At 66.8% G+C, this 18,801-nt stretch carries 17 protein-coding genes; 8 read left to right on the forward strand and 9 right to left on the reverse strand.

The window, feature by feature from the left end; translation table 11 throughout:
- From UNPF46_RS04295 to UNPF46_RS04330, 8 genes are read left to right on the forward strand one after another with little or no spacing between them, the layout of a single operon-like run.
- On the forward strand, positions 1-1,596 hold the full coding sequence (locus tag UNPF46_RS04295) for a xanthine dehydrogenase family protein molybdopterin-binding subunit (RefSeq protein ID WP_142249153.1): 1,596 nt from the start codon (positions 1-3) through the stop codon (positions 1,594-1,596).
- Position 1,597: 1 nt separating this feature from the next.
- A complete protein-coding gene (locus tag UNPF46_RS04300; RefSeq protein ID WP_100180306.1) occupies positions 1,598-2,620 on the forward strand; it encodes a xanthine dehydrogenase family protein molybdopterin-binding subunit in 1,023 nt (340 codons plus the stop codon).
- Positions 2,621-2,630: 10 nt separating this feature from the next.
- Complete coding sequence (locus UNPF46_RS04305) at positions 2,631-3,512, forward strand: AAA family ATPase (protein WP_142249154.1); 882 nt, start codon at positions 2,631-2,633, stop codon at positions 3,510-3,512.
- Positions 3,509-4,630: a vWA domain-containing protein gene (locus tag UNPF46_RS04310; protein WP_142249155.1), complete on the forward strand. Its 1,122-nt coding sequence runs from the start codon at positions 3,509-3,511 to the stop codon at positions 4,628-4,630. Before UNPF46_RS04305 ends, UNPF46_RS04310 begins: the two co-directional genes overlap by 4 nt.
- Positions 4,627-5,511 carry an amidohydrolase family protein gene (locus UNPF46_RS04315; protein WP_142249156.1) on the forward strand — a complete coding sequence of 295 codons (885 nt, stop codon included), beginning with the start codon at positions 4,627-4,629 and terminating at the stop codon, positions 5,509-5,511. The genes UNPF46_RS04310 and UNPF46_RS04315 overlap by 4 nt, the downstream gene beginning before the upstream one ends.
- Before the next feature lie 32 nt (positions 5,512-5,543).
- The gene (locus UNPF46_RS04320) at positions 5,544-6,392 is read left to right on the forward strand and encodes an N-acyl homoserine lactonase family protein (RefSeq protein ID WP_018318076.1); all 849 of its coding nucleotides are present in this window, start codon (positions 5,544-5,546) and stop codon (positions 6,390-6,392) included.
- A 20-nt stretch (positions 6,393-6,412) separates the two neighbouring features.
- Positions 6,413-7,987 (forward strand): isochorismatase family protein, encoded by a 1,575-nt coding sequence (locus UNPF46_RS04325; RefSeq protein ID WP_142249157.1) that lies wholly within the window; start codon positions 6,413-6,415, stop codon positions 7,985-7,987.
- Between the two features lie 3 nt (positions 7,988-7,990).
- Complete coding sequence (locus UNPF46_RS04330; RefSeq protein ID WP_100180301.1) at positions 7,991-8,617, forward strand: FMN-dependent NADH-azoreductase; 627 nt, start codon at positions 7,991-7,993, stop codon at positions 8,615-8,617.
- A gap of 86 nt (positions 8,618-8,703) precedes the next feature.
- Here the strand turns inward: UNPF46_RS04330 and UNPF46_RS04335 are convergent, their stop codons facing one another.
- The 9 genes from UNPF46_RS04335 to UNPF46_RS04375 form a co-directional block, all read right to left on the reverse strand.
- Positions 8,704-10,203, reverse strand: coding sequence for a tripartite tricarboxylate transporter permease (locus UNPF46_RS04335; protein WP_100180300.1), 1,500 nt, complete (start codon positions 10,201-10,203; stop codon positions 8,704-8,706).
- Positions 10,204-10,215: 12 nt separating this feature from the next.
- Positions 10,216-10,683 carry a tripartite tricarboxylate transporter TctB family protein gene (locus UNPF46_RS04340; RefSeq protein ID WP_142249158.1) on the reverse strand — a complete coding sequence of 156 codons (468 nt, stop codon included), beginning with the start codon at positions 10,681-10,683 and terminating at the stop codon, positions 10,216-10,218.
- Positions 10,680-11,474 (reverse strand): carboxymuconolactone decarboxylase family protein, encoded by a 795-nt coding sequence (locus UNPF46_RS04345; protein WP_142249159.1) that lies wholly within the window; start codon positions 11,472-11,474, stop codon positions 10,680-10,682. Before UNPF46_RS04345 ends, UNPF46_RS04340 begins: the two co-directional genes overlap by 4 nt.
- Before the next feature lie 13 nt (positions 11,475-11,487).
- Positions 11,488-12,261 (reverse strand): SDR family NAD(P)-dependent oxidoreductase, encoded by a 774-nt coding sequence (locus UNPF46_RS04350; protein WP_100181513.1) that lies wholly within the window; start codon positions 12,259-12,261, stop codon positions 11,488-11,490.
- Between the two features lie 26 nt (positions 12,262-12,287).
- Positions 12,288-13,313 (reverse strand): acyl-CoA dehydrogenase family protein, encoded by a 1,026-nt coding sequence (locus UNPF46_RS04355; protein WP_142249160.1) that lies wholly within the window; start codon positions 13,311-13,313, stop codon positions 12,288-12,290.
- 32 nt (positions 13,314-13,345) lie between these two features.
- Positions 13,346-14,122 (reverse strand): SDR family NAD(P)-dependent oxidoreductase, encoded by a 777-nt coding sequence (locus tag UNPF46_RS04360; protein ID WP_181769768.1) that lies wholly within the window; start codon positions 14,120-14,122, stop codon positions 13,346-13,348.
- Positions 14,122-15,333, reverse strand: coding sequence for an acyl-CoA dehydrogenase (locus UNPF46_RS04365; protein ID WP_142249161.1), 1,212 nt, complete (start codon positions 15,331-15,333; stop codon positions 14,122-14,124). The genes UNPF46_RS04360 and UNPF46_RS04365 overlap by 1 nt, the downstream gene beginning before the upstream one ends.
- 58 nt (positions 15,334-15,391) lie before the next feature.
- Entirely contained in the window at positions 15,392-16,609 is a 1,218-nt protein-coding gene (locus tag UNPF46_RS04370; protein WP_142249162.1) for an ABC transporter substrate-binding protein, read from the reverse strand.
- Between the two features lie 61 nt (positions 16,610-16,670).
- Positions 16,671-18,800: an acetate--CoA ligase family protein gene (locus UNPF46_RS04375; protein ID WP_142249163.1), complete on the reverse strand. Its 2,130-nt coding sequence runs from the start codon at positions 18,798-18,800 to the stop codon at positions 16,671-16,673.
- Position 18,801 lies beyond the last annotated feature (1 nt).

Here is an 18,801-nt window from a genome sequence, read left to right on the forward strand (position 1 = left end):
ATGCTGGAACTTCGTAAGGACATTTTCGCCGACGAGCGCGACGACAACCTCAAGGAGATCGGCAAGGGTACACAGCGCCAGGACATGCTCGGCCATGTCACGGGCACCTCGAGCTACTTCAACGACCACAAGCTGCAAGGCATGCTGCACCTGAAGGTTGTTCGCTCGACCCAGGCGCATGCGAAGATCCGCCGCATCGATACCACGGACGCAGAGCGCTCGGCCGGCGTGCGCCGGATCATTCGCGGCACCGACGTGCCGGTCAACCTCAACACGCTGCTCAGCCTGATCAATTTCGGCAAGGACGACGAGCCGTCGCTGGCCGTGGACAAGGTCCGCTACAAGGGCGAGCCGATCCTCGCCATCGTCGCCGACAGCGAGCGCGAGGCCTTCGAGGCCATCGCGAAGGTCAAGGTCGACTACGAGCCGCTCCCGGCCGTGTTCGACGTCGAGGATGCGCTCAAGCCCGGCGCGCCCGTGGTCAACGAGACCTATCCGAAGAACGCCTTCATCTATCACGACGTCTACGATCACCAGCGCCTGCGCTTCGGCGACGCCGATGCCGCGCTCGCGAGCGCCGATCACGTCCTCGAGCAGCGATACCAGATGTCGCCGATCGAGCATGCGCCGACCGAGACCAACGGGGCCATTGCAGCGCCCGACACCAACGGCCGCTACGTCGTCTACACCTCGACCCAGGCGCTGTTCTTCTCGGTCGACACCTGCGCCAAGATTCTGGACGTGCCCTCGAACACCTTCCACTTCATCGGCGGTACCGTCGGCGGCGGCTTCGGCGGCAAGGTGGACACGCTGACCGAGCCACTCGCAATCCTCGGCGCGATGCTGACCGGGCGCCCCGTCCGCTACGTGTTCGGGCGCGAGGAGGAAATGCAGTACGGCCCGCCGCGTGGTGCCGAGCGCATCTACATCAAGGACGGCGTGATGCGCGATGGCCGCATCGTCGCACGCAAGATCCGCGCTCTCTTCGACAGCGGCGCCTATACGCGGCTGTCGAGCTATGCCGCGGTGAAGTGCGCCGCGCATCTGCCGGGCCCCTACACCATCCCGAACGTCTATGGTGACGTCTATTGCGTCTTCACCAATCGCACGCCTGCGACCGCCATGCGTGGCTTCGGCGTCACGGCGATGGACTTTGCCATCGAGTGCCAGATGGACAAGCTGGCCAACCTCGTCGGCATGGACCCGATGGAGTTTCGGATTCTGAACGCCTATCGCGACGGCGACATGAAGGCGCACCGGCGCGAGGCCAAGAACACCGCGCTGATCGAGTGCGTCCAGGTCGCGGCCGAGAAGGCCAAATGGCCGATCCGCGAGGAGTTCAAGCGGGCGTCCTCGCGCAAGGACGGCGGCGGCAGCCGTGCGGCCATCCCGCCGACGCCGACGGATTCTTCGCGCACGAGGCCAGCCGCGCCGGTCCAGCAGCGCACCAGTTACGACCGGCTTCCGCCCACCGTCACCCGTGAACCGCCGCGCGATCCGCCGCCACCCGCGCCGCCGCCTCCCCCACCACGCCCGGCCGCGCCGTCCCACGGCGCGACGCGGTTCTCCTCCGTGTTCGGGACGAGGAGGCGCTGACATGACCAGGCACCGCGGACGCGGCATGGCGTCGATCAATTATCCCATCGGTATGAATCTCGGCGGCGATCCGAGCCAGGCCCTGGTTCACTCCAATCCGAGCGGCAAGTTCACCGTGGCCTTGTCGTCGATCGACCTCGGCCAGGGCATGAAATCGGTGACGCGGCAGATCTGCGCCGAGACGCTGGGTGTGCCGGTCGAGGACGTCTATGTCGACACGGCGGATTCCGACACCGGCCCGCATTGCATGGGCTCGTTCGCCTCGCGCGGCACCCACCGCGTCGGCAACGCCGTGATGGCCGCCGCGCGAGAGGCCCGCGGCGTGATGATGGAAGCGGCGGCCGAGGAGCTTGAGGTCAACGCCGCCGATCTCGAAACCGACGGCCGGGGCAATATCCACGTCAAGGGCGCGCCGCACCGTTCGATCTCGACCAAGGATGTCGCGATTGCCGCGCAGTTCAAGCAGGGCAAGACCATCTCGGGCCGCGGCATCTTTCTCGTTCCCCTCTCCAACGTCGATCCGGAGACCGGCGAGATGTCGCCGGCAACCTGCTATGCCCATGCCTGCCTCGTCGCCGAGGTCGAGGTCGACGACGAGACCGGCGAGGTCGCGATGGTCCGCATGGATTCCGCCTATGAGCTCGGCCGCGCGCTCAACCCGCGGCTGGTCGAGCAGCAGCTGGTCGGCGGCGCCTGGATGGGCGTCAGCCACGCGCTCTACGAGACGCCGGAGCCCTATTATCCCGATCCCGTGCACGGCCCGCGCGACTTCGTCGAATACCTCATGCCCGGCCCCGGCGACATCTGTCCGCACGATATTGCCGTGCTCGAACGGCCCGCTCCTGACGGCCCCTTCGGCGCCAAGGGTCCCGGGGAGATGTGCGCCAACCCGGTGCTGCCGGCCGTTGCGAATGCAATCTTCAACGCCGTTGGCGTCCGCATCGACGAACTGCCGATCACGCCCGAAAAGGTGTTGCGCGCGATCAAGGCCCAGGGCGGCGCACGGCCGCAGGCACGGCGCTAGAGGATCAACCGTGGCGGTTCGCAGCAACATCGTCGGCATCGACAGCCCGGAGGCTCTGGAGAAGGCGCTGCGCGCCGCCTATTACCTTGCCGACGAGGGCCTAGCGACCGCTGCCTATCTCGGCCTCGCACTCGGCAAGCCCCTGCTGCTGGAGGGCGCGCCCGGCGTCGGCAAGACGGAGGCCGCCAAGGCCATTGCCGCCGTGCTCGGCCGGCGCCTGATCCGCCTGCAATGCTACGAGGGGATAGATGCCTCTGCAGCACTGTATGAGTGGAACTACCCGCGCCAGATGCTGGCGATCCGCCAGGCCGGTGACGAGAGCATCGACATCTATGGCGAGACCTTCCTGATCGAGCGGCCGATGCTGGCCGCGCTCCGCGCGCCCGATTCCGCCGTGCTCCTGATCGACGAGATCGACCGCGCCGATCAGGAGTTCGAGGCCTTCCTGCTCGAATTCCTCTCCGACTTCCAGATCTCGATTCCCGAGCGCGGCACGGTGCGCGCGGCCGAACGCCCCGTGGTCGTGCTGACATCGAACCGGACACGCGATCTGCACGAAGCCTTGCGCCGCCGCTGCGTCTATCACTGGATCGACTATCCGAGCGCCGAGCGCGAGGCGCGGATCATCATGATGCGCGCCTCCAGTGTCGCCGAGGCCACGGCCCGCGCCGTCGTCGCGGCCGTCGAGAAGCTGCGGCGCGAACCGCTGAGCAAGGCGCCAGGCATTGCCGAGGCCGTCGACTGGGCCGAGGCCGCGACGCTGCTGCACAAAGGCGGCGCGCGCTGGCCGGATGCGTTCAAGCGCTCGATCGGCGTGGCGCTGAAGGACGAAGAGGATCTGCACTTCATCTCGCCGCGGCTCGATGCCATGCTCGCGGAGGCGGCGGCATGACCATCGAGCCGCAGCTCCCGCGCGCCGCACGCATCTTCGTTGCCTTCGTGCCCTTGCTGCGCGCGAACGGCTTTGCCGTGGCCCCGGAGCAAACCACGACGTTCCTGGCTGCGATCGAGCTGCTCGGCCCGCGCAGCATCGAGCATGTCAGGCAGGCCGCGCTGGCGACGCTGGCTCCGCCGCCCGAGCGCCGCGCCACCTTCGACCGGTTGTTCGACCTTCATTTTCGCGGCAGCGAGGCGATCGAGCGTACCGAAGATGGAGAGGACGACGAGACGGTCCGCCTGCAGGAGGAAGGCCGCGGCGACGAGGAGCCCCTGCTCTCCGACGACGCCAACGAGTCCGGCCTGACCGCGACGCGCGCCGAGGCGCTGGTCGAGCGCCGCTTCGGGCAGATCTCCACGACCGATGCGCTACGCCGCCTGACGCGCGAGGCGCCGCGGCGCCTGCCGCGGCGGCGTGGACATCGCCGCATGCGCGCCCGCCGCGGGCCGTTTGCCGATCTGCGCCGCACCTTGCGCGACTCCGTCCGCAGCGACGGCGAGATCCTGCGGCTCGGCCACATGAAGCGGCGCCAGCGCCCGCGCAAGATGCTGCTGCTGATCGACGTCTCCGGCTCGATGAAGAGCCGCACCGAGGAGAACATGAGGCTCGCGCATGCGCTGGTGCAGGCGGCCCCCAACGTCGAGGTGTTCACCTTCGGCACGCGGCTGACCCGCATCACGCGTCCGCTGCGCCTGAAGCGCCGCGAGCAGGCCATGAACGCCGCCGCGCATCTGGTCAGCGACTGGGACGGCGGCACCCGCATCGGCGACGCGCTGCAGGCCTTTCTCGCCGTGCCCCGCTTCGGCGGCTATGCCCGCGGCGCCGCCGTGGTGATCGTCTCGGACGGACTGGAGCGCGGCGAGACCGACGCACTTCGCGACGCCGTCGCGAGATTGTCGCGGCGGGCCTGGCGCCTGAGCTGGCTGACGCCGCTGGCGACGAGACCCGGATTCCGCCCGCAGACCGAGGCGCTCGTCGCCATCGAGCGCTTCGTCGATGACCTCGTGGATGGCGGTTCGAGCGCGTCGATCGTCGCTCATATTCTGGCGTTGGGACGAAGGAGAGCGGCGTGACCGACATCGTCGACGGCCATCATCACATCTGGCGGCAGGCCGACCTGCCCTGGCTGACCGGTCCCATGCAGCCCCGCATCTTCGGCCCGTATGAGCCGATCCGGCGCGACTATCCGCTTCGCGAATATCTCGATGACCTCAAGGGCACCGGCGTCACCCGCTCGGTCTACGTGCAGACTAACTGGGCCAACGACCGCTTCGAGGACGAGGCGGCCTGGGTGCAACAGACAGCGAGCGAGCACGGCTGGCCGCACGCGATCGTCGCCTATGCCAATTTCGCCGTCGACGACGTCCGCCCGCAGCTCGATCGGCTGAAGCGCCATTCCCTGGTGCGCGGCGTGCGCATGCAGCTGCACTGGCACGAGAACCCGCTGTATCGCTTCGCCGCCCGCCCGGACCTCTGCGCCGATCCAACGATCCGCCGCAACGTCGCGCGTCTCGCCGGCTATGGCTGGAGCTTCGACCTGCAGGTGTTCACGCCGCAGATGCCGGACGCCGCAGCGCTTGCCGAAGCCTGCCCCGACGTGACCTTCATCCTCCAGCATGCCGGCATGCTGGAGGATCTCTCGCCTTCCGGCCGCGCGGCCTGGCGCGGCGGGATGGCCCGGCTTGCCGCCTGTCCGAACGTCGTCTCGAAATTGTCGGGGCTCGGCACCTTCATCCATCGCAACGATCCCGCGCACATCGCCGCCGTGCTCACCGATACCGTCGCGATCTTCGGCGCCGAGCGCTGCCTGTTCGGCTCCAATTTTCCGATCGAGAAATTGTGGACCAGCTATCGCGAGCTCGTCGGCGCCTTTCGCGCGGCTGCCGCGCCGTTCAGTGCGGAGCAGCAGGACGCCATCTTCAGGACGACGGCGACGCGCGTCTATCGGCTTTGACAGACAAGAAAACGGATGAGGGAGGGAAACGAATGGCGCTGGAGATCAAGATCCTGGACTACGGCGATATCGAGCTGGAATCGAGCTTTCTGGTGCTCGGCCGCGACTGTGGCCGTACCCGCCGCGTCCTCACCCTCGGCTTTTTGATCCTCGGGGGGAAATATCCGGTCGTGGTCGACACCGGCTACCGCTCCAACCAGATCATGGAAACGCTGGGCATGCGGGGCTTGCAATACCACGAGAACATGATCGAGAACCAGCTCGCGCGCCACGGCGTGCGCATGGGCGACGTCCGCTTCGTCTGCCACACCCATCTGCACATCGACCATGCCGGCAAGGACGATCTGTTCCCGATGAACACGACCGTCGTGCTCAACCGCAAGGAACTCGAATATTCCGTCTCCGGCCTGATGCATCCGCAATATCCCGCCCCCGACATCAAGCACCTGATCGACCGCTTGCACACCAAGAGTGCGCTGCGCTTCCTGGACCTCGAGATCACCGGTCCGATCGAGCTGATGCCCGGCGTCTACTGCGACGCCGCCAATGCACACACCGAGGGCTCGATGAACGTCATCGTCGAGACGGCCGATGGCATCGCGACCATCTGCGGCGACGTGATCTACGATTTCAACGACCAGATCGTGACGCCCTTCAACGAGATCCATGATTGGGAGCCGCGCACGACGGGCAACCACGGCACCAGCAAGCGGGCGGAGAAGGCCTCGATCAAGAAGCTCCTCAGCAATTCGCGCTATCTGCTGCCGGTGCATGATCGCCCCGCCAAGATCGAAGGCGGCAACGTCGTCGGACGCCTGCACGATCAGGTCCCCGGCCCGATCGTGCAATCGCTGCCCGCGCGCAACTGGTTCCCGGCATAGTCTGACGTGAGGATCGACCGATGACGCACGTCACCTTGCGAAGCGAATTCGAAACTTTGATCGACCCCTATGCGCCGGTCGCGCAGGTCGGCACCGGCTTCGACTTCACGGAGGGGCCGATCTGGCATCCGGTCGATCACTATCTCTTGTTCTCGGACATGCCGGGCGACGTCCGCCGGCGCTGGGACGCGCGGCGGGGCGTGGCCGAGGTCAAGCGTCCCTCCAACAAATGCAACGGCATGACCTATGATGCCGAGCTCAATTTGATCGTCTGCGAGCACGCGACATCGCAGCTGATCCGCGAACGGCCGGACGGGCGGCGCGAGGTGCTGGCCTCTCATTACCAGGGCCAGGAGCTGAACAGCCCGAACGACGTTTGCGTGCACTCCTCCGGCGCGATCTATTTTTCGGACCCATGGTATGGCCGCATGCCGGTCTACGGCGTCGAGAGGCCGCGCCAACTCGGCTTCCAGGGCGTCTATCGCGTCGTGCCCGGCGGCGAGCCGAAGCTCGTGGTCGAGCGCAATCTGTTCGACCAGCCGAACGGGCTGTGCTTCTCGCCGGACGAGACGCTGCTCTATGTCAACGACACCGTGCAGGCGCTGATACGCGTCTTCGACGTCAATGCCGACGGCTCGCTGTCGAATGCGCGGGTGTTCGCAAGCGGCATCCGCTCCGAGCTCGAGGCCGGTCTGCCCGACGGCATGAAATGCGACCAGCATGGCAATGTCTGGGTCACCGCGCCCGGCGGCGTCTGGGTCTACTCGCCGCGCGGCGAGGTGCTCGGCAAGGTCCGGGTGCCCGAGATGGTCGCCAACCTCGCCTGGGGCGGACCGGATTTCCGCACGCTGTATCTGACGTCAACGCATTCCGTCTACGCCATTCCGACCAAGGTCGGCCCGCGGCATGAGCCCTATATGGCTGGCCGGCGAAGCGGCGGCGGCCAGGCGGCAAGCGCCTCGCCGGCGGCGCCTATCCTCGCCGACGGCGAGATGCGGCTGGACCCGCAGCGCTGCGCCATGATCATCCAGGACCTGCAGAACGACGTCATCATGGACGGCGGCGCCTTCGCCGAATCCGGTGCACCCGGCCACGCGAAGCAACAGCATGTCGTCGAGAATGTCCGGCGCCTGGCAGAGACCGCGCGGGCCCGTGGCGTCGTCATCATCCACGTCTGGTTCGTCGTCGAGCCCGGCGCGCCCGGCGTGACGCTGAACGCACCACTGTTCGAGGGCCTCGTCGACAGCAAGGCGATGGTGCGCGGAAGCTGGGGAGCGGCGCCGGTCTCCGGCCTGGAGCCACGGCCCGGTGACTTCGTCGTCGAGAAGATGCGCATGAGCGCCTGGGAAGGCACCCGGCTGGAGACCATCCTCAAAGCGACCGGCCGCGACATGATCATCAACACCGGCGCCTGGACCAACATGTCGGTCGAGCACACGGCGCGCACCGGCGCCGACAAGGGCTATTTCATGATCGTGCCCGAGGATTGCTGCTCGACCATGAATGACGATTGGCACAACGCCTCGATCAATTTCGCCATGCAGAACGTTGCCGTGGTGACCAGGGCCGATGCCGTGATCAGAGCATTGGGATGAGCCGTGGCGAAGCTCCTGCATTTGTCCTGCTCGCCCCGTGCCGAGTCCGAGTCGAACGCCGGCGCACGCGTGTTTCTCGAGAGCTTCCGCAGGGCCCGGCCGAATTGGGACGTCGATATCGTCGACATCTGGCGCGAGCGCATGCCGGAATTCACCGGCCCTCTCATCGAGGCCAAATATGCGCGCATGAAGGCTCAGGCCTTCACCGCGGCGCAACGTGACAGCTTTGCGGAAGCCGAGCGAATGGCCGTGCGTTTTGCGTTGGCCGATCGGGTGCTGATCTCCACGCCGATGTGGAATTTTGGCATTCCCTACAAGCTGAAGCAGTGGTTCGACATCATCGTCCAGCCCGGGCTCACGTTTCGGTTCGATCCATCGCTGGGCTATCTCCCGCTGCTGAAGGATCGGCCGACGCTCGTCATTCTCGCCAGCGGCAGCGATTTCTCCACCGGCATGAATCGCGGACGCATCGACATGGCGACGCCCTACCTACGGGAAATCCTGCGCTTCGTCGGCATCAGCAATGTCAGCTTCGTGCCCGTCGGCCCGACCACGGGGCCGCAACAGCCGATCGAGGCTGCGCGTGAGAGGGCCCATCATCGCCTCGCTGCAATGGCCACGACCTTCTGAAGCTGGAATCGATCTGGGATCCAAGTCAGCGCGACTCCGACCGCCATGCCGGCGGGATCGACGATCAGCATGGATACGCTGCCATGTCACTCCTGGAGCGCCTCCTCGCGCCGGGCGCGGATCGTGGGCAGCATGATCAGGAGGATCGCGACGGCGGCGGCGGCCAGGAGGCCGGCCGAGATCGGCGACGTCAGCAGCGCGGTGGCGTCGCCCCGCGACAGCACCATGGCGCGGCGGAAATTCTCCTCGATCGCCGGGCCGAGTACCAGGCCCAGCAGCAGCGGCGCCGCCGGCAGTTGCAGCTTGATCAGCACATAGCCGAACACGCAGAACACCGCCGCCTCATAGACCTCGAACGTTCCGCTGTTGATGGAATAGACGCCGATCGAGCAGAACACCATGATCGCCGGGAACAGATAGCGATAGGGAATGGTGAGCAGCTTGACCCAGAGGCCGACCAGCGGAAGATTGAGGATCAGCAGCATGAGATTGCCGACCCACATCGAGGCAATCAGGCCCCAAAACAGGGTCGGGTTCTTCGTCATCACCTCGGGGCCCGGATGGATGTTGTGGATGTTCATGGCCCCGACCATCAGGGCCATCACGACGTTGGAGGGAACGCCGAGGGTCAGCAGCGGGATGAACGAGGTCTGCGCACCGGCGTTGTTCGCGGACTCCGGGCCGGCGACGCCCTCGATGGCGCCCTTGCCGAACTGCTCGGGGTGCCGCGAAAGCTTCTTCTCCAGCGTATAGGACGCAAAGGACGACAGCACCGCCCCGCCCCCGGGCAGCACGCCCAGCAGCGTGCCGAGCGCCGTGCCGCGCAGCATCGCCGGCACCATGCGCCGGAAATCGTCACGGGTCGGAAACAGATTGGTGATCTTCTGGGTGACCAGTGACAGTTTGTCGTCCTGCTCGAGATTCTTGACGATCTCGGCAAAGCCGAAGATGCCCATCGCCAGCGGCACGAAATCTAGCCCGTCGAACAGCTGGGGAATGCCGAAGGCAAAGCGCTGGCTGCCGCTGTTCAAATCGGTGCCGACGAGGCTCAAGAGCATGCCGAGCACGACCATGCCGATGCCCTCGATGAACGGACCGCTCGATAGCACCGAGGCCAGGATCAGGCCGAGGATCATCAGCGCGAAGAATTCCTTGGGGCCGAACAGCAGCGCGGTTGCGGTCAGCGGCCCCGCGAGCGCCGCCAAGGCGAGCGTCGCGACGCATCCAGCGAAGAAGGAGCCGATGGCGGCGGTGGCAAGCGCCACCCCGGCGCGGCCCTGCTTCGCCATCTGGTAGCCGTCGATCGTGGTCACGACGGACGAGGACTCACCAGGGAGATTGACCACGATGGCCGTGGTCGAACCGCCATATTGTGCGCCGTAATAGATGCCGGCGAGCATGATCAGTGCGGCGTCCGGCTGCAGCGCATAGGTGATCGGCAGCAGCATCGCGATGGTCGCGAGCGGACCGAGGCCTGGAAGCACGCCGATCAGGGTACCGAGCAGGCAGCCGAAGAAGGCGTAGAGCAGATTGGCGGGCTGGGCCGCCGTGGCAAAGCCGACCGCCAGATTATGAAAGAGATCCATCGACCGGCCCGATCAGGTGAGAAGGGACGGCCAGACGGGCAATGGCAGCCCGAGACCGTAGACGAAGACGGCAAGGCAAAGCACGATCAGCACAGCGGCGTTGGTCAGCGCTCCGATCCAGGTGAATTCGGAACTCGCCCTGCTCGACACCACGATCAGCACGAACAGCGCGCCGACGAGGCCGAGCGGAAACAAGAGGGCCCCGAACAGGATCACCGAACCGGTGATCCAGGCGAGCCCCTTGAGGTCCCATTTGCGTAGCGTCTGCCGGTCCGCGGCCGGCTTCAGCGCGCCGAACATCACGACAAGTCCGATGGCGGCGAGCACGATCGCGAGCAGGCGCGGGAAATAGCCCGGCCCCATCTTCGCCGCCGTGCCTGCCGGATATTGCAGCGCGGTTGCGAAGAAGAAGACCGCAAAGGCAAGGAACAGGACGCCGGACGCAAAGGCCCTGTGATTGCGGATTGCCAATCCCTTCATTCCCGTCCTCCGTTCTCATCCGAGCCGGCCTTCGCGGAGCGCTCCTCGAGGGCCTCCATCAGGACCGGCACGCCGATCGCGCAGGCGTGCACGCCGAGATGCGCCGTCATCTGGAGAACCTGGCGGATCTCGCGCTGGTCGATCCCGAGCCGCAAGGCCCGCCTGATCTGCAGCCGCAGCCCTTGCGGATTGAGCGCGGTGAAGCAGGCATTCAAGGCGAGCGAGATCAGGCATTGCGAGCGCTGGTCGAGACCGTCGCCCGCGCCCCGGTCCGCGAGAAGATCGAGCAGGACGGCGAGATAGCCGGGATCGGAACGCAGCCATTGCTCGCAGAAATCCGGCCAGTCGCCGAACTGCGCAACGTAGACATCGCGCAACGCCTGCTGCTGTTTCGTAAGCTCGACGCGATCGGCCTGAATTCCGGCGCTCGCCAGTTCCTCAGTGAGGATGCCAATGCCGACGTTGCAGCCGTCCAGCCCTTGAACCGTGGCGAGGCGAAAGACGTCGATGATCTCCCGCGCCGTGGCGCCTTCCTGCAGCGCGAGGCGAAGGTGCAGCGCGAGGCCGGAGCGGAACAGATGCGTCGACGAGCCGTCGAGCGCGACGTAGATCAGCTCGCACATCTTGCGAGACAGCGGCCCCTTCTCTGCGGCATAGCCCCCATACCTGCCGTAGGCCTGAAGAAACTCGGGATCAAAACGCAACAGGCCTTCTGTCCAAGGCCGCCAATAGCCGCGCGCCCTGACATAGGCCTCTTTCAGCGCCTGCTGTTCCGGCGTCAGATCGGACATCACGATGATCCCATCAGGCAATGTTGGTCAAGGTAATGCCGCCATCGACGGTGAGCACCTGCGCTGAGATGAAGCCGGCCTCGTCGCCGGCGAGGAAGCAGATCGCCTTGGCGATGTCGTCGACCGTGCCGAGCCGGCCGAGCGGCGTTCGCGCCACACGGCGTGCGTCGAGCTCGGCATTGCGGTTGCGCATGGTTCCCTCGGTCGGGATAGCCGAGGGCGCCACCGCATTGACGCGGATGTTGCGCGCGCCAAGCTCGGCCGCGGCCGCGCGCGTGATGCCCATGACGCCGGCCTTGATGCCGCTGTAGACGATGCTGTTCTTGGCCGAGATCAGGCCTGCGACCGAGGCGACGTTGACGATGGCGCCGCCGCGCTCCGCATCCATGACCTCCGCGGCCGCCTGGATTCCCCAGATGATCGCCTTGAAGCCGATGTTGAGCATGCGATCGACGGTTTCCGGCGCAATGTCCGGAACGGATTGATAGCGGACCCAGGCCGCGTTGTTGACGAGGATGTCGAAACGCTTCTGTTGCTGCGCCAATGCCAGCACGGCCTGCCGCATGCCGTCGCGGCTTGAGACGTCCTGCGTGACGGCCACCGCATTGCCGCCTGCGGCCTCGATGGCGGCCACGGTGCTCTCGACGAATTCCGGCTTCAGGTCGTTGACGCCGACGATCGCGCCACGGGCGGCGAGCTTGAGCGCGGTCGCGCGGCCGATGCCGTTTCCGGCGCCGGTGACGAGCGCGACGCGGCCCGCGAGCGTCTGATCCCTGATTTCGGTCATGGCAATCTCCTTCAAGCTCTTGTCCTTCAAGCCCCTGCCTCGGCGAACGGAGCAACTTCCGATACGTAACGGCGGCCGAACGCATTGATCAGGCCGCTGGCATCACCCTGGGCCTGCAGCGTGCGGATGCGGCGCAGATGGCGATGCACCGGCACGTCCCACGTAAATCCCATGCCGCCATGGATCTGCAGCGCGCCCTCGCCGATCGAGCTGCCATAAGTCACGGCTGCCAGGAACGCAGCATCGCGCTGCACCGGACCGCCCCCCTCGGACAGGCTGCGCGTGATCGCATGGCGGATGCTCTCGAGTCCGAGCTTCTGACGCGCCAGCGCATGGCGGATGGCCTGGTTGTAGGACAGCGCGTGACCGAACTGGCGGCGTGTCGATGCGTGTTCCTGCGCGAGCGCCAGGCACGCTTCGGCCGATCCCAGGATCGCCGCGGCGCGCAGCACGTTGGCGTCCGAATTGAGCAGATCCCACGTGCCCGCGGGCAGGATCGAGCCGATGGAAACCTCGACCTTCTCCAGCCGCACCGTATGCTCCGGCACCGTCAGATCGAGGCCGGCGGCCTCCTCCACCACCACACCGTCGGCATCGGTCGGGACCAGCGCCGCGGCGCCGCCGCTCATTCGCACCAGGATGTAATCGGCGCTCGCTGCGCAGGGCGCGCGTGCCACCATGCCGTTCAGCACCAGCAGCCCGCCTTCGCGCGCGGCGAGAGCCTCGCCCTGCCAGGCGATCGTCGCCAATGTCTTGCCGGACACGATCGCGGCGGCCAGCCGCGTCAGCGACGACTGGAGCGACCGGGCGACGAGGACGGTCTCCAGAAGCGGAAAGGTGAGCAATCCGGAATGGGCAGCCGCGATCACCGGCACCGCGAAGCCGAGCGGCAGGGCCAGTCCCCCCACCTGCTCATCCGCGATGACGCCGAGCAGTCCGTCGCCTGCGAGATTGTGCGCCTGCTCGCGCACGTCCAGGCCCGCACATGCGGTGACTGCGCGCGCCGCGGTTGCCGCGAACTCGTCGGGCTGAAGTCCTTCGGCCATGCTCATCTTCGTCCTCTTCGAAACCCTTCAATCGTTCACTAGGCGAGATATCCGCCGTCGACCGGCAGGATGGCGCCGTTGACATAGGACGCCATCGCAGACGCCAGAAAGACCACCGGGCCCGCGATCTCGTCCGGCTGTCCCACCCGCTTCATCGGCGTGCGCGCCATCAGGCCGTTGAGCCGCGCCGGATTGTCGCGCGTGGTCTCGCTCATCTCGGTCGCGATGATGCCGGGCGCGACGGCGTTGACCCGGATGCCATCAGGCGCGAGATCTCTGGCGAGTGCCTGCGTGAACAGCCTTACCGCCCCCTTGGACGGCGAATAGCCGAGCGCACCGTTCATGCCGCCAAAGGCCGCGACGGAGGCAACGTTGATGATGCATCCGCGCGTCTTGCGCAGCGCCGGAATGAAGGCGTGAACCACGTTGAAGGTGCCATTGACGTTGACGTCGAAGACCTGGCGCCAGTTCTCGTGCGCGCGCGGGCTGTCGATCGGCTCACGGATGATGATCCCCGCATTGTTGACGACGACGTCGGCGGGACCGATCTCCTCGTCCACCCGCGTCGCCATCTGCCTGCACGCCGCGGCATCAGTCACGTCGAGCGCATAGGCGATTGCCTCCTTGCCTGCCTCCCTGATCTCGCGCGCTGCGGCGTCTGCCCGGTCCTGCCGCAGATCGGCCACGACGACCTTCGCCCCGGCAGCGGCAACGCCCAGGGCGATGGCACGGCCGATGCCCTGTCCGGCGCCCGTCACGACGACGAGGCGATTCCCGAGCAAGCCCGCTGGAGGGCTCTGGCCGTCGGACACCATCACTTGCCTCGCGACAGCTGGAGAATACGGTCGGCGATGATGCCGAGCTGAATCTCGGTCGTGCCGGCATAGATCGTCTCGGCCCGGGCCTGGAGATAGATGGCTTCGAAGCGCCGCCGCGCCACCTTGATCGCCGGGTTCTGCGGTAGCGACGCTTGTGAGAGCAGCTCGAGGGCAAGTGCCGCAAAGCGCTGGTGCGACTCGCTCCAATGGAGTTTTGCGAGACTGCCGCGTGCGCCGATCTTGTCGCCGTTAACCAGCGCCTCGACCGCGGTCTCGACATGCGCCTTCAGCACCTCGATCTCGACCGCAACCTCGCCGAGCCTGACCGCGTAGTGCCGGTCCGCGACCATCGCCGACAGCGCCGGGTCCGCCTTGCAGGCCGAGATCAGATGGCGCAGCTCGTTCTCGAACCGCCAGGCGCGATACATACGGTTGGTCGCCCGCTCGATCTCCAGCACGCGGATGGCCGCGGCCCAGCCCTCGTCGGGCGCGCCGATCGCATCTTGCTGCGCGACCTCGACCTCGTCGAAGAATACCTCGCAGAAGCTCTCGCGGCCGTCGATCGATTTGATGGTGCGCACGCGCACGCCCTTGGCGTCGAGCGGCACCGCGAACATCGCAAGGCCGCGATGGCGATCCTCCAGCGTCCCGGTGCGGGCGAGCACGAGACAGCGTTGCGACCGGTAGGCGCCGCTGGTCCAGATTTTTTGGCCGTTGATCCGCCAACCGCCATCGCCACGTATGGCGCGGGTGCGGAGCCCGGCGAGATCGGAGCCGGCTTCGGGCTCGGAAAAGCCCTGACACCAGATGTTGCGCATCTCGAGGATCGCCGGCAGGAAGCGCCGCTTCTGCTCCTCCGTGCCGACGGCCAGAATGATCGGACCGGCGAGCTCCTTGCCGATCGAGTTGACGCTCTCCGGCATCGCAAGCCGGCCGATCTCCTGATTGGCGATCAGATGTTCGCGCAAGGAGCGGCCGTGCCCGCCATAGGCCTGCGGCCAGGTGATGCCGGTGAGACCGGCGCGGTACATCGCCGCCTCCCAGGCAATGGACTGCTGGAGCGTGGGCGGCGCGAAGGCGGCGCTGTCACTGCGGAAGCCGGCGGGCAGATTGGCGTGAAGCCAGCGATGCATCGCATCGCGATAGGCCCCGCCGGTCAGGTTCTCGCTTGCGGTGGATTGCGCCGATACCGCTTCAACTACACTCATCGCCTGCTTCCCGCTATCGCCATATGCGCCGCCATGTCCTGCCGGGTTCGTCCACGCGTCACTGCGACTTGAGAAGATCGCAGGCGCTCTCCGAGGCCGGCCGCCACGCATCATCGGGCGCGATCGTGCCGGTGATCTCGTAATAGTCGTAGGTGTACTTGGATTCCGCCGGCGTCTTGATCCGCGCGACGTAGAGCGGGCGCATGACCTGGCCATCGGCCCGGATGCTGACGTTCTTCATCTCGAAATCGTTGATCGGCGTATTCTTCATCTGCCGCATCACGGCATCACCGTCGTCGGAACCGGCCGCGGCCACCGCCTTCAGGTAATGCGTGATGGCGCTGTAGGTGGCCGACTTGCCCTCGTTGAGCAGCTGACCATTGGTCGCCTCGGCATAACGTTTGGCGAAGGCACGGCTCTCCGGCGTCACGTCCCAGTAGAACGGCGTCGTCAGCCGCACGTTCTGCAGATCCTTGAGGCCGATCCCGTGGGTCTGGCTGATCATGAGGCCGAGCGGGACGAGCAGTTGCGACTTGGTCAGCCCGAACTCCTGCGCCTGCTTGATCGCATTGGCGAAGTCCGCGCCCGAATTGGCGAGCGCGATCGCCTTGGCGCCGCTGGCCTGGGCCGTCAGCAGGAACGAGGAGAGATCCGACGCATTCAGCGGATGCAGCACCGAGCCCACCACCTTGCCGCCGCCGGCCTCGATGAACTTCGTCGCATCCGCCTGCCAGGCCTTGCCGAAGGCGTAGTCGACCGTCAGGAAGAACCAGCTGTCGACGCCCTGCGCGAGCAGCGCTTTCACCGTGGCCTTCGGCTGGGCATAGGTGTCGACCACCCATTGCGTGGTCATCGGCGAGCATTTGTCGTTGGTGAAGAACGAGCCCGCCGTGCCGGCCAGCATGTAGGGCTTCTTGCGGTTCTTCATGATGTCCTGCACGGCCAGCGCGATCGACGAGGCCGAGCAGCCGACGATGGCATCGACCCCTTCATTGTCGACCCAGCGCATCGCGATGGCGACGCCGACATCGGGCTTGTTCTGGTCGTCGGCGATCACGAGCTCGATCTTCTTGCCGCCAACCGTTCCTCCGAAATCGGCGATCGCGAGCTTGGCGGCCGCGACCGAGCCGAGGCCGCAATTGTCGGCATAGGGACCATTCTGGTCGTTCATGATCCCGATCTTGATCACGTCGCCCGAGATGCCCTGCGCCCGCGAGGGCGTATACGTCAGCAGCAGGGCCATCATGCCGACCGCCGCCATCGCAAATCTCATCATGTTATCCTCCTGCTTCTTCGCGCTTCCTCTGGGCCGCTTCTGCGGCCTCTCGTGATTGCGTTCAATGACCTCTAACCGGCGGCCCACCGCGCGGGATCAGCAGTGCGTCGAGCGCCACGGCTCCCTCGCCGCTCGCGCGGAGCAGCAGCGGGTTGACGTCGATCTCCGCAATGGTCTCGGCATGGGCAGCGGCAAAGCGCGACAATGCGGCGACGGCACGGGCTGCGGCCTCGAGGTCGGCGCGCGGCCGCCCCCGCGCACCGTCGAGCACCGCGAAGGCCTTCAGCGATCTCAGCATCGCCATCGCCTGCGTCTCGCTGACCGGCGCCATCTGCACGGCGGAGTCCTGAAGGATCTCCGCGAAGATGCCGCCGAGGCCGACCATCACCACCGGTCCGAACACCGGATCGATGCGGCTGCCGAGGATCAGCTCGGCAACGCCCTTGGCCATCGGCGCGACGATCACGCCGTCGATCGCCGCATTGGGGGCCCTGGTGGCGACGCGGTCCCGCATCCGGGCATAGGCGCGCCGGACATCGGCTTCCGAGCCGACGCCCACGACAACGCCGCCGACCTCCGTCTTGTGCGGCAGATCGGGCGAAGCGATCTTCAGCACCACGGGATAGCCGATCTCGCCGGCGGCACGTATGGCGGCGTCCGCGTCGTGCACGAGGCGCTCGGGGAGCACTGGCACCCCTGCGTCAGCAAGCGCGCGCTTGGCGCCGAGTTCATGACGGAAGGCGTCGGCTGCGAGTGGCGCCGCCCGCACGACGGCCTCGGGCTTGTCCTGTGGACGCTGCGCCGCGGCCTGTAACCGCACCAGCGCGGCGACGGTCGCGCAGCAACCATCGAAGCTTGCGATCGTCGGAAAGCCCAGCGCGTGCAGCTCGGTCAGCGCATCATCAGGGCCATCGACGCACAGGACGATGGGACGCGCGGGAAACTGCGCGCGCATGTTGCGCAGCGTTTCCATGTAGATCGAGCGCAGGCGCGGCAGATGCAGCGAGAACGGCAGCGGCAGGATCACCGTGTCGGCCCGCTCGTCCGCCACGACGGCGGTCATGATCTTCCCCAGCAGATCCGGGCGGCTCGACATCTGCGCGGTGGCGTCGACCGGGTTACGAGCCGAGGCAAACGGCACCAGCTCCAGAATTTTCCGCTGCGTCTCCTCACCGAGCTCGGGCAACGTCAGCCCGACCGATTGCGCGGCGTCCGCGAGCAGCACGCCGAAGCCGCCCGACGCGGTGAGGATGGCGATGCCCGGCCCCTTGGGCAACCGGTCCGGCAGCAGGATCGATGCGGCGTGACCGAGATCGATCAGCTCGTCGATGCTGCGCACACGCACCGCGCCGCAACGGGCAAACAGCGCGTCGAAGACGGCATCCGATCCCGCCATGGCTCCGGTGTGCGAGGCTGCGGCAGCCTGACCGGCCGCGGACGTCCCGATCTTCATGGCGATGACGGGCTTGCCTGCGTCGCGCGCCTCCTCCAGCGCGGAGATCAGGCGGCCGGCGTCACGGCAGGCTTCGAGACAGCACAGGATCACCTTGGTGGCGGGATCACGCGCCATCCAGGCGATGCCGTCGGCGATGTCGATGTCACACTCGTTGCCCGTGGTGATGAAACGGCTGACACCGACGCCGCGCTCGCTGGCAAGGCGCATGGTGTAGCTGCCGAGATTGCCGCTCTGCGAGACGATGCCGAGCGAGCCGGCGGCCGGCATGCCATGCTCGAGCACGATCGAGAACGTCGCAATGCTCTTCTCGGCGACGCTGACCGCGCCGAGGCAGTTCGGCCCCAGCAGGCGCATGCCGCTGCTCCGCGCGGCAACGCGCAGCCGCTCCTGCATGGTGCGCCCCTGCTCGCCGAGCTCGGCAAAGCCCGAGGAGAACACGACGACGCTGCGAACGCCACGGGCGGCGCATTGCTCCACGGCCTCGCCCGCGCGCTCCGCGTCGACCGCGATGATGGCAAGGTCCGGCGCCTCCGGCACCTCGGCGACGGAGCCATAGGCCTGCAGCCCCTGCACCATCGCGGCCTTGGGATTGACCGGATAGATCCGGCCCGCATAGCCGTGGCGGCGCAACAGATCGACCGGCCGGCCGCCGATCTTGGTCGCCTCCTGCGAAGCGCCGATGATCGCGATCGAGCGCGGCGACATCAGCGCGTCGAGACCCTCTCCCGGCCGCATC

This window comes from Bradyrhizobium sp. UNPF46, assembly GCF_006658625.1.
Classification (GTDB): domain Bacteria; phylum Pseudomonadota; class Alphaproteobacteria; order Rhizobiales; family Xanthobacteraceae; genus Bradyrhizobium; species Bradyrhizobium nitroreducens.

Excerpts from the sequence above, each read along its gene's own strand:
- UNPF46_RS04360 (WP_181769768.1), bottom strand. The coding sequence starts at position 14,122 with ATGGTGTCCGACGGCCAGAGCCCTCCAGCGGGCTTGCTCGGGAATCGC.
- UNPF46_RS04355 (WP_142249160.1), bottom strand. The coding sequence starts at position 13,313 with ATGAGCATGGCCGAAGGACTTCAGCCCGACGAGTTCGCGGCAACCGCG.
- UNPF46_RS04325 (WP_142249157.1), top strand. The coding sequence starts at position 6,413 with ATGACGCACGTCACCTTGCGAAGCGAATTCGAAACTTTGATCGACCCC.
- UNPF46_RS04300 (WP_100180306.1), top strand. The coding sequence starts at position 1,598 with ATGACCAGGCACCGCGGACGCGGCATGGCGTCGATCAATTATCCCATC.
- UNPF46_RS04310 (WP_142249155.1), top strand. The coding sequence starts at position 3,509 with ATGACCATCGAGCCGCAGCTCCCGCGCGCCGCACGCATCTTCGTTGCC.
- UNPF46_RS04365 (WP_142249161.1), bottom strand. The coding sequence starts at position 15,333 with ATGAGTGTAGTTGAAGCGGTATCGGCGCAATCCACCGCAAGCGAGAAC.
- UNPF46_RS04370 (WP_142249162.1), bottom strand. The coding sequence starts at position 16,609 with ATGATGAGATTTGCGATGGCGGCGGTCGGCATGATGGCCCTGCTGCTG.
- UNPF46_RS04320 (WP_018318076.1), top strand. The coding sequence starts at position 5,544 with ATGGCGCTGGAGATCAAGATCCTGGACTACGGCGATATCGAGCTGGAA.
- UNPF46_RS04345 (WP_142249159.1), bottom strand. The coding sequence starts at position 11,474 with ATGTCCGATCTGACGCCGGAACAGCAGGCGCTGAAAGAGGCCTATGTC.
- UNPF46_RS04350 (WP_100181513.1), bottom strand. The coding sequence starts at position 12,261 with ATGACCGAAATCAGGGATCAGACGCTCGCGGGCCGCGTCGCGCTCGTC.
- UNPF46_RS04335 (WP_100180300.1), bottom strand. The coding sequence starts at position 10,203 with ATGGATCTCTTTCATAATCTGGCGGTCGGCTTTGCCACGGCGGCCCAG.
- UNPF46_RS04375 (WP_142249163.1), bottom strand. The coding sequence starts at position 18,800 with ATGCGGCCGGGAGAGGGTCTCGACGCGCTGATGTCGCCGCGCTCGATC.
- UNPF46_RS04340 (WP_142249158.1), bottom strand. The coding sequence starts at position 10,683 with ATGAAGGGATTGGCAATCCGCAATCACAGGGCCTTTGCGTCCGGCGTC.
- UNPF46_RS04295 (WP_142249153.1), top strand. The coding sequence starts at position 1 with ATGCTGGAACTTCGTAAGGACATTTTCGCCGACGAGCGCGACGACAAC.